At 73.2% G+C, this 13,432-nt stretch carries 12 protein-coding genes; 7 read left to right on the top strand and 5 right to left on the bottom strand.

From position 1 onward, the window contains the following. Positions 1-29: 29 nt before the first annotated feature. The 5 genes from A3CO_RS0100965 to rpmH all read right to left on the bottom strand — a co-directional run bounded on the left by A3CO_RS0100965 (position 30) and on the right by rpmH (position 2,842). Complete coding sequence (locus A3CO_RS0100965; RefSeq protein ID WP_018330362.1) at positions 30-575, bottom strand: Jag family protein; 546 nt, start codon at positions 573-575, stop codon at positions 30-32. A gap of 120 nt (positions 576-695) precedes the next feature. Further along, the gene (gene yidC / locus A3CO_RS0100960; RefSeq protein ID WP_018330361.1) at positions 696-1,811 is read right to left on the bottom strand and encodes a membrane protein insertase YidC; all 1,116 of its coding nucleotides are present in this window, start codon (positions 1,809-1,811) and stop codon (positions 696-698) included. Beyond that, on the bottom strand, positions 1,805-2,170 hold the full coding sequence (gene yidD, locus A3CO_RS0100955; protein ID WP_018330360.1) for a membrane protein insertion efficiency factor YidD: 366 nt from the start codon (positions 2,168-2,170) through the stop codon (positions 1,805-1,807). Before yidD ends, yidC begins: the two co-directional genes overlap by 7 nt. A 128-nt stretch (positions 2,171-2,298) precedes the next feature. After that, positions 2,299-2,667: a ribonuclease P protein component gene (gene rnpA, locus A3CO_RS0100950; protein WP_018330359.1), complete on the bottom strand. Its 369-nt coding sequence runs from the start codon at positions 2,665-2,667 to the stop codon at positions 2,299-2,301. Between the two features lie 31 nt (positions 2,668-2,698). Next, complete coding sequence (gene rpmH / locus A3CO_RS0100945) at positions 2,699-2,842, bottom strand: 50S ribosomal protein L34 (RefSeq protein WP_018330358.1); 144 nt, start codon at positions 2,840-2,842, stop codon at positions 2,699-2,701. A 467-nt stretch (positions 2,843-3,309) separates the two neighbouring features. Between rpmH and dnaA the strand changes: the two genes are divergently transcribed. From dnaA to A3CO_RS29420, 7 genes are all read left to right on the top strand, one after another. After that, a complete protein-coding gene (dnaA, locus tag A3CO_RS0100940) occupies positions 3,310-4,989 on the top strand; it encodes a chromosomal replication initiator protein DnaA (protein ID WP_026204155.1) in 1,680 nt (559 codons plus the stop codon). A gap of 902 nt (positions 4,990-5,891) precedes the next feature. Beyond that, positions 5,892-7,106, top strand: a complete 1,215-nt coding sequence (gene dnaN, locus A3CO_RS0100935; RefSeq protein WP_018330357.1) for a DNA polymerase III subunit beta — start codon at positions 5,892-5,894, stop codon at positions 7,104-7,106. Between the two features lie 123 nt (positions 7,107-7,229). Continuing rightward, positions 7,230-8,141 carry a phosphogluconate dehydrogenase (NAD(+)-dependent, decarboxylating) gene (gnd, locus tag A3CO_RS0100930; protein ID WP_018330356.1) on the top strand — a complete coding sequence of 304 codons (912 nt, stop codon included), beginning with the start codon at positions 7,230-7,232 and terminating at the stop codon, positions 8,139-8,141. A gap of 37 nt (positions 8,142-8,178) precedes the next feature. Further along, a complete protein-coding gene (gene recF, locus A3CO_RS0100925) occupies positions 8,179-9,354 on the top strand; it encodes a DNA replication/repair protein RecF (protein ID WP_018330355.1) in 1,176 nt (391 codons plus the stop codon). A 289-nt stretch (positions 9,355-9,643) separates the two neighbouring features. Continuing rightward, positions 9,644-10,204, top strand: a complete 561-nt coding sequence (locus tag A3CO_RS0100920) for a DciA family protein (RefSeq protein ID WP_051085816.1) — start codon at positions 9,644-9,646, stop codon at positions 10,202-10,204. A 218-nt stretch (positions 10,205-10,422) separates the two neighbouring features. Beyond that, the gene (gene gyrB, locus A3CO_RS0100915; RefSeq protein ID WP_018330353.1) at positions 10,423-12,420 is read left to right on the top strand and encodes a DNA topoisomerase (ATP-hydrolyzing) subunit B; all 1,998 of its coding nucleotides are present in this window, start codon (positions 10,423-10,425) and stop codon (positions 12,418-12,420) included. 129 nt (positions 12,421-12,549) lie between these two features. Continuing rightward, positions 12,550-13,290, top strand: a complete 741-nt coding sequence (locus A3CO_RS29420; RefSeq protein WP_018330352.1) for an FkbM family methyltransferase — start codon at positions 12,550-12,552, stop codon at positions 13,288-13,290. Positions 13,291-13,432 lie beyond the last annotated feature (142 nt).

Below are 13,432 nucleotides of genomic sequence, written 5' to 3'. Positions count from 1 at the left end.
TCCACGTGAAACGGCGACGGCGCCGGAGGTCACGACCGGCCAGGGAGGACGACCACGCGCCGGCGCGGCTCCTCGCCCTCGCTCTCGCTGTGGACGCCCTCGACGCCGGCCACGGCGTCGTGGACGATCTTCCGCTCGAACGGCGTCATCGGGCGCATCTTCTGGCTCTCGCCCGAGTCGCGCACCTCCTCGGCCGTCCGCCGCCCGAGGTCGGTGAGCTCGGAGCGCCGGTGGGAACGCCAGCCCGCGATGTCGAGCATGAGGCGGTTGCGCGTCCCCGTGGACTGCTGGACGGCGAGCCGGGTCAGCTCCTGCAGCGCCTCCAGCACGTCGCCCCGCTGGCCGACGAGCTTCTCGAGGTCCTTGCCGCCGTCGATGCTGACGATGGCGCGGCCGGCCTCGACGTCGAGGTCGATGTCCCCGTCGAAGTCGAGGATGTCGAGCAGCCGCTCCAGGTAGTCCCCGGCGATGTCACCCTCGCGGACGAGCACGTCCTGGGACGTGGGGCCGCCCTCCGTCGCGACGGGGGCGCCGTTCTCGCCGGCCCGGCCGTCCGACTCCAGGGTCTCGGACACGCTTGTCTCCTCTCGCCGGGGCCGCGTGCTGCGGCCCCTCCGGGTCCCGGAGACCGATCCTCTGGGGGCGAGGGACGACCGCCGGGCGGGTGGGTCTGGGTGCTGGGACGCGCCGACGCGTCAGCGACGCTTCTTGGACTTCTTGCCGGGGCGCGACGAGGCGAGCTGCCCGGACCCGCGGCCCTTGGGCGCGCCACCGTTCTTCGCCGCGGGCGAGTTCACCTTGCCGGGCGCCGACCGTCCGCTGCTCTTGCCGGAGACCGGCCGGGCACCCGGACGCGGCTTGCTCGGAGCACTCTCGGCCGGGGCGTCCACGGGTTCCGCGGGGGCGTCGACGGGCTCGTCGTCCACCGCGACGTGGCCGTTGGTCGCGGCGACGCGGTTGGGCTTCTGGCCCGGCCGGGGGGCCAGGAGGTCGCGCTGGGCCGCGGCCTGCTCCCGCTGCTCCGCCTCCTCCTTGGCGATCCGGCTGTACACGAAGTACTGCTGGGCCAGCGTCCAGGAGTTGTTCGAGAGCCAGTACAGGAGGATCGCGATCGGGAAGAAGACACCGAAGACGAGCACGCCGAGCGGGAACAGCCACATCGTCAGCTTCTGCATGATCGCGGCCTGCGGGTTCGCGGCCGCGGCCGGCGACTGGTGGGCGGCGGACACGCGGGCGGTGAAGTGGGTCGCGACGCTGGCGATGATCATCAGCGGCAGTGCGACCGGGATGACGTGGGCGTTGAACTCGCCGAAGTTCAGCGAGAAGTGGCCGACCGCCTGCAGGTTGCCGCTGATCGCGTCGGACAGCTTCGCACCGAAGAGCGTCGCGTTGTCGAACGACCGGATGTCGTCGTAGCTGAAGATGTAGTTGTAGGCGTAGTCGGTGCGGAAGCCGCGGAGCACGTGGAAGAGCCCGATGAACACCGGGACCTGCACCAGGACCGGCAGGCAGCCGCCCAGCGGGTTGACGCCGTGCTCCTTCTGGAGCTTCTGCATCTCCTCCGCGAGCTTCTGGCGGTCGTTCTTGTACTTCTCCTGCAGCTTCTTGATCTGCGGCTGGAACTCCTGCATCTTCCGCATCGAGCGGACCTGGCTGACGAACGGCTTGAACAGCAGCGCCCGCAGCGTGAAGACCAGGAAGATGACCGAGAGCGCCCACGCGAACCCGTTGTCGGCGCCGAGGACGAACCCGAACACCTTGTGCCAGAACCACAGGATGGCCGACACCGGGTAGTAGATGAAGTTCAGCACGACGCTTGCTCCTCGCTGGTGGGGGCTCCGGCTCCCCGGGGGGCGGTGCGCCCGGAGTCAGGGGTCTCCGGACGGCGACGACGGTGCGGGGGCACGGGGTCCAGGCCACCAGGGTGCCAGGGCGCGCACTTCAGCAGTCGCACGACGGTGAGAACGGTGCCGCGCACCACTCCGTGCACGCGGAGCGCCTCGACGGCGTAGGCGCTGCAGGTGGGGTGGAAGCGGCAGTGCGGCAGGAACATCGGGGAGATCCACCGCTGGTAGACGCCCAGGACGGCGATCAGGGCCCGGGCGGCGGGGCCGGGGCGCGGCGACGTCGGCGCCTGCGCGACCTCCGCTCCGGTCCCGGGCTCGCTCACGTCGTCCTCGTCTCTCACCGATCCACCGCGCGGTCGCACTCCATGGTGCCCGTGGTGGCGGTCGAGGGCGACCATCCCGGCCCGATCGCGTGCCGAGCCCGCCGTCGGGACCGGACCCCGCGTCGGCGTCAGGCCGACGTCACCACGGTCAACCGCGGTCGCAGGTCCAGTCGGCGCAGGGCGGCGTCGAGGTCGTCCGCGAGCTCCGCGGACGTCGCACCGGCCGCCGGCGGGTGCGCCCGCACGACCAGCAGCGTGCCCGTCGGCAGGGCGTCGAGCCGCTCCGCCACGAGGTGACGCAGCCGTCGCGTGGTCCGGTGCCGCACGACGGAGTTCCCGACCGCACGGCCCACGACGAAGCCCGCCCGGGACGGGCCCGGGCTGCCGTCCGGCGTGAGCGCGTGCACCGACAACCGACGACGGCCCGCCTTGCGCCCACGGCGCAGGACGAGCCGGAAGTCGTCGGGCCGGCGGACGCGGTGTGCCGGGGGCAGCACGCACGGACCTCGACCGGCTCGTCGCGGAGGGTCAGGCGGAGAGCTCGGCGCGGCCCTTGCGGCGTCGGTTCGCGAGCACCGCACGGCCGGCGCGCGTCGACATGCGCAGCCGGAAGCCGTGGGTCTTCGACCGACGACGGTTGTTCGGCTGGAACGTGCGCTTGCCCTTGGCCACGACTGAGAACTCCTGCGTCGGCTCACCCCAACGTCGTGGGGGAGCGCGGGTGTTCCGGGGCACGTCGGGACGACCAGGGCTCACCCCTGGCACGACGGACCCGGATCCGGTCCCGACCAGAGTAGCCCAGCCGCACCCCCGCCCCGGACCCCGGCCCCGGCTGCGACGACGGCGGGAGCCGTGGGAGATCGTGGTGGCCGCACCCCGAGGTTGTGGGCGGGCAGGCCCCCTTGTTAGCGTCCGGCACCCCCGCGACGGACCGGGCACCGCCGAGCGATCGGCCCGTGGCCGGCGACGCGGCGGGCGCAGCGGGCGGGACCGGACGCAGGAACGGCCGCGTCGAGCGGCAGTAATCGGTGGGAACCCCAGGGGCGGGGCCCCGCGCGGTCGGCGACCCGTCGTCGTGCACAGTTGTGGACAAGCCTGTGGACGCGCGCCCGGGGACGGAACCGTAGGGGAGGGCACCGATGACGGATCAGCTCTCCGATCTCGACGAGACCTGGGCCCGCGTCGTCGCGGAGCTCACCGCGCCGTCCGCCGACCCGGCCGACCGGCCGCCGCTCTCGGCGCAGCAGCGCGCCTGGATCCGCGTGACGCGCCCGCTCGGGCTGCTCGACGACACCGCGCTCCTCGCCGCCCCGAGCGAGTTCGCGAAGGAGGCGATCGAACGGGTCCTGCGCGACCCGATCGTCGACGCCCTCTCGCGGCGCATCGGGCGGCCGGTCCAGCTCGCCGTGCGCGTCGACCACGGCTCCCGCGGCGGCGACCACGGCACCGGCCCGGAGACCTCGCCGCTGCCCCGCCTCGCCACGCCGGCGTCCGGGTCCTACGCCGGGGACGGCTACTCCCGTCCGGCCTACGACGACGGCGGGCCCGACACCGGCTACCTCACCGGCGGCGAGCGCTCCCACCGCGCGGACGCGATCGCCGCGGCCGCCGGAGTGGGGCGGGTGACGAACAACCCCGACCGCTCCCACCCGGAGGAGGAGGTCGACGAGGTCCGCGACGGCCTCGCCGCCGTCCACGAGATCTGGAGCCCGTCGCGCGCGGCCGGCCCGGGGCGCCCCGAGCCCGAGATCCCCTCCGACGGTGCCCGGGGCGCGCCCCGGTCGCAGACGCGGCTCAACGAGAAGTACCTCTTCGACACCTTCGTCATCGGGGCTTCCAACCGCTTCGCGCACGCGGCGGCCGTCGCCGTCGCCGAGGCACCCGCGCGGGCCTACAACCCGCTGTTCGTCTGGGGCGACTCCGGCCTCGGCAAGACCCACCTGCTCCACGCCGTCGGCCACTACGCCCAGCGCCTCTTCTCCGGCATGCGGGTGCGGTACGTGTCGACCGAGGAGTTCACGAACGACTTCATCAACTCGCTGCGCGACGACCGCAAGGTCGCCTTCCAGCGGCGCTACCGCGACGTCGACGTCCTGCTCGTGGACGACATCCAGTTCCTCGAGGGGAAGGAGGGGACCCAGGAGGAGTTCTTCCACACCTTCAACACCCTCCACAACGCGAACAAGCAGATCGTCGTCTCCTCCGACCGGCCGCCGAAGCGCCTGGAGACCCTCGAGGACCGTCTCCGCACGCGGTTCGAGTGGGGCCTGATCACCGACATCCAGCCGCCCGAGCTCGAGACGCGGATCGCGATCCTGCGCAAGAAGGCGGCCGGCGAGCGGATGGCGGCCCCGCCGGAGGTCCTGGAGTTCATCGCCGACCGCATCGAGCGCAACATCCGCGAGCTCGAGGGCGCGCTGATCCGCGTGACCGCGTTCGCCTCGCTCAACCGGCAGCCGATCGACCTGCAGCTCGCCGAGATCGTGCTGCGCGACCTCATCCCGGACTCCCGGCAGTCCGAGATCACGGCGCCCACGATCATGGCGGTCACCGCCGAGTTCTACGCGGTCTCGATCGACGACCTCACCGGCCCCGGCAAGACGAAGGCCCTCGCCCTCGCCCGGCAGATCGCGATGTACCTCTGCCGCGAGCTGACCGACCTCTCGCTGCCGCGCATCGGTCAGATGTTCGGCAACCGCGACCACACGACCGTCATGCACGCGGACAAGAAGATCCGCAAGGAGATGGCCGAGCGGCGCCGGACCTACGAGCAGGTCCAGGAGCTCACCGCGCGCATCAAGCAGCGCGCCCGCAGCTGACGGCTCCCCGACGGCGGATGCGGCCCTCCCGCCTTCCGTGCGAGACGCACACCAGGCATCCCGGCGCGCTGGTCGGACTGCCTCCCGTCACTCTCCTAGCGGACGCAGCCCGGCCTCGACGAGCCTTCCCGACGACGGGTCCGTTCGCGCCGCGCGGCCCGGGCGCGGCGGGCCGCTCCGTCCCCCGATCCGGTGGTCTCGACGGTCCGACGGCGTGTCCCACCGCCCGTCGACACCGCTGCGACCACCGTCGACGGCACACGCGTCCCGCGGCGGGCCGGCGGCACCGGCCACCGGCTGCCACCACCCTCCCGGCGCGCGCGACCACGCTGCGCGCCCGGGACGGGGTTCAGATCGACGGTGCGTGAGCGCGAACCGGACATACCTCGACCGGGCGGGCGACACCGGGACACGATCGGCGCCACCGCTCGCCCGGCGCCCGCGGGTGGATCACCGCTCATCGCGCCCTCGTCGCGCTGCGCGATCGTTCGACTCCCGATCGACCCACAGCTGGGGACAAGTCTGTGGACAGACGGCCGCGGTGGGTGGACGGAACGGTGGGCGGCGGCGGGTGCCCGACCTCCGTCCACCTGACACGCCGGTCCGTCCCCGGATCCGGGGACGGACGACCCACGTCGCTCCACATGGGGTGGCAGCACCCGACCTGCATCGACGGCGGTGCTCCACAGCGCCCACAGGACCTACTGTCACTCCTGTTCTCTCTCTTACAGAGAACTCCTGAAGAACAGGGGTTGGGGAGCGATCGCACCGCCGGATGCTGCACAGGGCCGGAGTGTCGGACCCCCCTGGCACGCTCTACCGTGACGACCTGCCCGGATCCGGGGCCGACGAGCTCCGGGGCCTGCAGGCAGCACGCCCGTCCCGACGTCAGGAGAGCACCGATGAAGTTCCGCGTGGAGCGCGACGCCTTCGCCGACGCGGTGGCCTTCGTCGCGCGCAGCCTGCCCAGCCGTGCGCCCGTGCCGGTCCTCGGCGGGATCCTGCTCGACGCGTCCGACGAGGGGACGCTGACCGTCTCGGGGTTCGACTACGAGGTCTCTGCCCGCGTCGAGGTCCCGGCGATGATCGGCGACGGCGGCCGGGCCCTCGTCTCCGGGCGGCTGCTCGCCGACATCACCCGCTCGCTGCCGCCGCACCCGGTCGATCTCACCGTCGACGGACCGCGCGCGTCGCTGAGCTGCGGCAACGCCCGGTTCACCCTGCCGACGATGTCGGCCGAGGACTACCCGCAGCTGCCCGAGATGCCGCCGGTGGTCGGCGAGCTCGCCCCGGACGTCTTCGCCCGCGCCGTCTCGCAGGTGGCGGTCGCCGCCGGTCGGGACGACACGCTGCCCATGCTCACCGGCATCCGGGTCGAGATCGACGGGTCCGCGCTGACGATGGCCGCGACGGACCGGTTCCGGCTGGCGGTCCGGGAGTTCACGTGGGAGCCCGGGGAGAACCCGGCGAGTGCGGACGGCGAGCCCACGGCGATCCTCGCGCCCGCCCGCACGCTCTCCGAGGCGGCCAAGACGCTGACCTCCGCGGGCGGCACCATCGAGCTCGCGCTCGGCCGCGGTGACGGGCTGCTCGGGCTCTCCGGGGGCGGCCGCCGTTCCACCACCCGCCTGCTCGACGCGGAGTTCCCCCGCTACCGCCAGCTGCTGCCGAAGGAGCACACCTCGGCGGCGGTCGTCGAGATCGCGCCGCTCGTCGACGCCATCAAGCGCGTCTCGCTGGTGGCCGAGCGCGGCACGCAGGTGCGCCTCGAGTTCGACGAGGGCTCGCTGCGGCTGACCGCGGGCGGCGACGACGAGGGGAGCGCCGAGGAGCAGCTGCCCTGCTCGTTCGCCGGCGAGCCGCTGACGATCGCGTTCAACCCGGGCTACCTGCTCGACGGCCTCGGGGCCCTGGGCGCCGACCACGCCCACCTGTCCTTCACCACGCCGAGCCGGCCCGCGCTGCTGCGTCCGGCCACCGCGCCGGGCGAGGGCGGGTCGGACGACGAGCCGGCCGGGGCGACGGCGGTCGAGCCCGGGCCGGAGACGGACGCCGAGTTGCCGGAGCCCCGGCCGGGCTACCTGTACCTGCTGATGCCGGTCCGGCTGCCCGGCTGATCCGCCGACCCGGGACCCGCGGCGCGGTCCGCGGACCCCGATCCGGGGTAGGACACCGGGACGGCCACGCCGGGGGAGACGCAGCGGAGCTCGACCCCACGTCAGAACAGGGAGCGGATCGCGGTGCAGCTGGGAATGGTCGGGCTCGGTCGGATGGGCGGCAACATGGCCGAGCGGCTGCGTGCCGCCGGTCACGAGGTCGTCGGCTACGCGAACGACGGCTCCGGGGACGTGCAGTCCCTCGAGGAGCTGGTGAAGGCGCTCGAGGCGCCGCGGACGATCTGGTTGATGGTCCCGTCGGGGGCCCCGACGCACTCGACGGTGGAGAGCCTCGCGGGGCTGCTCGAGTCGGGTGACCTCGTGGTCGACGGCGGCAACAGCCGCTTCACCGACGACACCGTGCACGCCGAGCGCCTCGCGGGCCACGGCGTCCACTACGCGGACTGCGGGGTGTCGGGCGGCATCTGGGGTCGCACCGAGGGCTACGGCCTGATGGCGGGCGGCTCCGACGAGGACATCGCGCGGCTCATGCCCGTGTTCGACGCGCTGCGTCCGGAGGGTCCGCGCGAGGAGGGCTTCGCCCACGCCGGGCCCGTCGGCGCCGGGCACTACGCGAAGATGGTGCACAACGGCGTGGAGTACGGCCTCATGCAGGCCTACGCCGAGGGCTACGAGCTCCTGAGCGCGGGCGGGCCGGTCACCGACGTCGGCGCGGTGATGAAGGCCTGGAGCCGCGGCACCGTGGTGCGGAGCTGGCTGCTCGACCTCATGGTCCGCGCGCTCGAGGCCGACCCGCACCTGGACGAGATCACCGGCTACGCCGAGGACTCGGGCGAGGGCCGCTGGACGGTCGACGAGGCGATCCTGCACGCGGTGCCGCTGCCGGTGATCTCCGCGGCGCTGTTCGCCCGCTTCGCCTCGCGCCAGGTCGACTCCCCGGCGATGAAGGCCGTGGCGGCGCTCCGGGCCCAGTTCGGCGGCCACGCCGTGCACAAGGCGGGCGAGGCCGCGAACGAGCCGCCGACGGGCGGTTAGGGCCGCCGCCGGGGCGAGCGCAGCGACGGGAGTACAGGTGTACGTGCGGGAGCTCTCGGTCACCGACTTCCGGTCGTGGGCCCAGGCCGACCTGACGTTCTCCTCCGGGGTGTCCGTGCTGGTCGGGGCGAACGGCCAGGGCAAGACGAACCTCGTGGAGGCCGTCGGTTACCTGGCCACGCTGGGGTCGCACCGGGTGTCGTCCGACGCCCCGCTGGTGCGGCGCGGGGCGGCCGCCGCGCAGGTGCGGGCCACCGTGGTGAACGGTGGCCGGGAGCTCACCGTCCAGGTGGAGATCCAGCCGGGGAAGGCCAACCGGGCCCGCGTCAACCGGTCGCCGGTGCCCCGGGCCCGCGAGATCCTGGGGATCGTCCGCACCGTCGTCTTCGCGCCGGAGGACCTCGCGCTCGTCCGGGGCGACCCCGGCGAGCGCCGCGGGTTCCTCGACGAGCTGCTGGTCGCCCGGGCGCCGCGGTGGGCCGGTGTGCGGGCGGAGTACGACAAGGTGCTGCGGCAGCGGTCGGCGCTGCTGAAGTCGGCCCGGTCGGCGCGCGGGGCCCGGGAGGCCGGCACCCTCGAGGTCTGGGACAGCCACCTCGCCCGCACCGGCGCCGCGCTGACCGCCGGCCGCATCCAGCTGGCCGCGGCGCTGGCCCCCCACGTCACGGCGGCCTACGCCTCCGTCGCGCCCGAGTCCGTCCCGGTCGGGGCGCGCTACCGCTCGCGGGTCGCCGCGGTGGACGAGCTCGCGGGCACCGTGGAGGGCCAGGACGACGTCACCGGGGGCGCCGCCCACGCGGAGCTGGCCGCCGCGGTGGAGATCGCGCTGCTCGAGGAGATCGGCCGACGGCGCGACCAGGAGATCGAGCGCGGGGTGTGCCTCGTCGGGCCCCACCGCGACGAGCTCGACCTCTCGCTCGGGGAGGGGCCGGCCAAGGGGTTCGCCAGCCATGGCGAGTCCTGGGCGCTCGCCCTGTCGCTGCGCCTCGGCGGATTCGAGCTGCTCCGCGAGGAGGGGTCGGAGCCGATCCTGGTCCTCGACGACGTCTTCGCCGAGCTCGACGCCCGCCGCCGGGACGCCCTCGCGCGGACGGCCGCGCGGGCCGAGCAGGTCCTCGTGACGGCGGCGGTGGACGACGATGTGCCCGCCGTGCTGAGTGGTGCACGCTACGTGATCGAGGCGGGCACCGTGCGTGATGGAGTGGCGTCGTGACGGTCGACGGGGGTGGTTCCTGATGAGCCGAATCGGTGAAGACGGCGGACGAGCTGGGGACAGACCTGTGGATGCTGTGGACAACTCGGCCCCGAAGCGTCGTCCGGGACGTCGCAGCCGACCGGATCCGGCCGATGACCTGCAGGGGCTGCTCGACGTGGCGGACCTGGCCGTCCACACCCCGACCACGGAGGCGGACCCCGTCGTCCTCCCGCCCGCCCGACTCGGGCCGCGCGTCGCCTCGTCCGGAGCAACGTCCGCCACGGAGGGTGGTCGTACGGAGGAGCCCATCGAGTCCGGTGAGACCGACCCACACGGGTCGGACCCCGAGCGTCCGCGCGGCGCCGACATCGCCCGCGCCGCCCTGGCGGCCGCCCGGGCCCAGCAGGCGGAGCGCGGGGTGACCCCGGGCCGGCCCCGGCGCGCCGCCCGCCGCGACCCGGCCGACGGGACCCGCCGTCGCCGTCGCCGGTGGTCCGGCCCGGGCGCGGACGACCGCGACCCGCAGACGCTCGGCCGGCTCGCCTCCCGGCTCTCCACCCAGCGGGGCTGGGCGCCCCGATTGGCGAACGGGTCGGTCTTCGGGCGGTGGGCCGAGCTGGTGGGGCAGGAGGTGGCCGAGCACGCGACGCCCACGGCGCTGCGCGACGGGGAGCTGACCGTGCAGGCGGACTCGACGGCGTGGGCGACCCAGCTGCGGCTGCTGCAGCGCCAGCTCCTCGGGCGCATCGCCGCCGGCCTCGGACCCGACGTCGTGAAGGCCATGCGCATCCACGGCCCGACGGCGCCGAGCTGGCGGCGCGGTCCGCGCCACGTGTCGGGTCGCGGGCCCCGCGACACGTACGGCTGACCCGGATGGCGCGTCGGGCCTCTCAGCGCCCGTTGACCGCGCCCAGGCGCCCGATGACCGCCCGACCCGCCGTCCGGACCCTCCCCTCACGCGCCCAGGCGCTCTGCGACGCGCTCAACATGCCGTCCGGGCCATTCCCGCGGGGGTGGACCAGTAGACTGGAGTGGACGTCCGGGCGATCTCTCGCCCGCGCTCGACGTAGGGAGACTCCGAGGCTCGTGGCTGCGGCGAAGAAGAACAACGACTACAGCGCGTCGTCCATCACCGTCCTCGAGGGGCTCGAGGCGGTCCGCAAGCGGCCCGGCATGTACATCGGGTCCACCGGCGAGCGCGGTCTGCACCACCTCATCTGGGAGGTGGTGGACAACGCGGTCGACGAGGCGATGGCGGGCTACGCCTCGTCGGTGACGGTGACGATGCTGGCCGACGGCGGCATCTCGGTGACCGACGACGGGCGCGGTATCCCGGTCGACGAGCACCCGGTGGAGAAGAAGCCCGCCGTCGAGGTCGTGCTGACCGTGCTGCACGCCGGCGGCAAGTTCGACGACAAGTCGTACGCGGTCTCCGGTGGCCTGCACGGGGTCGGTGTCTCCGTCGTGAACGCGCTCTCCACGGCGCTCGACGTCGAGATCCACCGCGACGGGCAGATCTGGACCCAGCACTACGACCACTCGGTCCCCGGCAAGCTGACCGAGGCCGGGAAGACGAAGAAGACCGGCACCACGATCACGTTCTGGGCTGACCCGGACATCTTCGAGACCACGACGTACAACCTCGAGACGATCTCGCGGCGCCTCCAGGAGATGGCCTTCCTCAACAAGGGGCTGACCATCAACCTGCGCGACGAGCGCAAGCCCGAGACCGAGGACGGGGAGACGGTCGACGACACCCCGGACGCCGAGGGCTACGTCGCGAAGGTCAAGGAGCGGACCTTCCACTACCCGGGCGGCCTCGAGGACTTCGTCGCCTTCATCAACCACTCGAAGGACCCGATCCACAAGAAGCCGGTCGGCTTCACCGCGGAGGGCACCGGCCACCAGGTCGAGGTCGCGATGCAGTGGAACTCGGGCTACTCCGAGTCGGTCTACACCTTCTGCAACACGATCAACACCACCGAGGGCGGCACCCACGAGGAGGGCTTCCGCGCGGCGCTCACCACGACGGTGAACCGCTACGCGCGCGACAAGAAGCTCATCAAGGAGAAGGACCCGGCGCTGACCGGCGACGACATCCGCGAGGGCCTCGCCGCGATCGTGTCGGTGAAGGTGGCCGAGCCGCAGTTCGAGGGCCAGACGAAGACGAAGCTCGGCAACACCGAGGTGAAGTCCTTCGTCCAGCGGGTGTGCAACGAGCACCTCGCCGACTGGTTCGAGCGCAACCCGGCCGACGCGAAGACCATCATCAACAAGGCGGTGGGGTCCGCGCAGGCGCGCATGGCGGCCCGCAAGGCCCGGGAGCTCGTGCGGCGCAAGACGGCCGGCGACCTCGGTGGCCTGCCCGGCAAGCTCGCCGACTGCCGATCGAACGACCCGTCGCGCAGCGAGGTCTACATCGTCGAGGGCGACTCGGCGGGCGGCTCCGCGAAGTCCGGCCGCGACTCGATGTTCCAGGCGATCCTGCCGATCCGCGGCAAGATCATCAACGTCGAGAAGGCCCGGATCGACCGCGTCCTCAAGAACAACGAGGTCCAGTCGATCATCACGGCGCTGGGCACGAACATCCACGACGAGTTCGACCTCACGAAGCTGCGCTACCACAAGATCGTGCTGATGGCCGACGCCGACGTCGACGGCCAGCACATCCGGACGCTGCTGCTGACACTGCTGTTCCGGTTCATGCGCCCGCTGATCGAGAACGGCCACGTGTTCCTCGCGATGCCGCCGCTGTACAAGATCAAGTGGGGCGGTCGCAACGCCGAGCCGGAGTTCGCGTACTCCGACCGCGAGCGTGACGCGCTGCTCGAGGCCGGGCGCGCGGCGGGCAAGAAGATCAACAAGGACGAGGGCATCCAGCGGTACAAGGGCCTCGGCGAGATGAACGCCAAGGAGCTCTGGGAGACCACGATGGACCCGGAGACCCGGCTGATGATGCAGGTGACGCTGGACGACGCCGCCACCGCCGACGAGCTGTTCAGCGTGCTCATGGGCGAGGACGTCGAGTCCCGACGGTCGTTCATCACGCGGAACGCCAAGGACGTCCGTTTCCTCGACGTCTGATCGTCGCGGGCGTCGTTCCACGGGAAACGTCGATCGCTACCCTCCCCCCGGCGCGTCCGTCCGGACGTGTCGGGGGGAGGGCATGGCGCAGTGGACCCCACCGCTGGGTTGAGCCGACTGCTACGGACGGTGGCACCGCACGCGTGGTTCCTCGAGGACGAGGTCACGGGGCTCGCGGCGTTCGTCGGTCCGGGATCGGTGTGCGTCGACGTCGGCGCCGAGTTCGGCCTCTACACGTGGACGCTCGCCGGACTGGTCGGCCCGCGCGGGCACGTCCACGCCGTCGAGCCGCAGCCCGGCCCGGCGGCGTTCGTCGAGGCCACCCGCCGGCTGCTCGCCGCGGGCCGGGTCACCGTCCACCGCGCCGCGCTCGGCGCGGTCGCCGGGAACGGGGCGCTGTCGCTGCCGCGCCGCGGGCCGCTCCCGGTCCACGGCCGGGCCTTCCTGACGACGGGTGCGGTCGGTCTCGGCTCGAACGCCGAGTTCGCCCGCCACGACGAGGTGCCGGTCGCGGTGACGACACTCGACGACCTGGTCGCCGGGGCCGGGCTCGAGCGGCTCGACCTGGTGAAGGTCGACATCGAGGGCGCCGAGGCGACCCTGCTGGCCGGCTCGGCGACGACGCTCGAGCGCTTCCGGCCCGTCCTCATGCTCGAGTTGGAGGACCGCCACCTCGCCCGGTTCGGGGCGACGGTTGCGGACGTGGTCGACGAGCTCACCGGGCTCGACTACCTCCCGCGCACCTGGCGGGGACGGTGGGCGCCGCGCCGTGTCGACGACGGGTGCCGCAACGTCCTCTTCCTCCCGGTCGAGCGTGAGGCGGACCTCGTCCGGTCGGAGGCGGCCCCCGTGCCGACGCACGGCACCTGACCGGCGGGAACCTGCGCGGGGCGCCCACGTGATCGTCCCCGCGCTCGGTAGAATCGAGGGTGTCGGGCCCGGCGTGTCGGCGTCCGGCGGACGGGCACGCCCCTGATGTGTTCGACGCGGTGACCGGCCGCGCCCCGGGGGC

The sequence above is a fragment of the Actinomycetospora chiangmaiensis DSM 45062 genome, from assembly GCF_000379625.1.
In the GTDB taxonomy this organism is placed as follows: domain Bacteria; phylum Actinomycetota; class Actinomycetes; order Mycobacteriales; family Pseudonocardiaceae; genus Actinomycetospora; species Actinomycetospora chiangmaiensis.
This window is presented reverse-complemented; position numbering and strand designations above follow the sequence as displayed.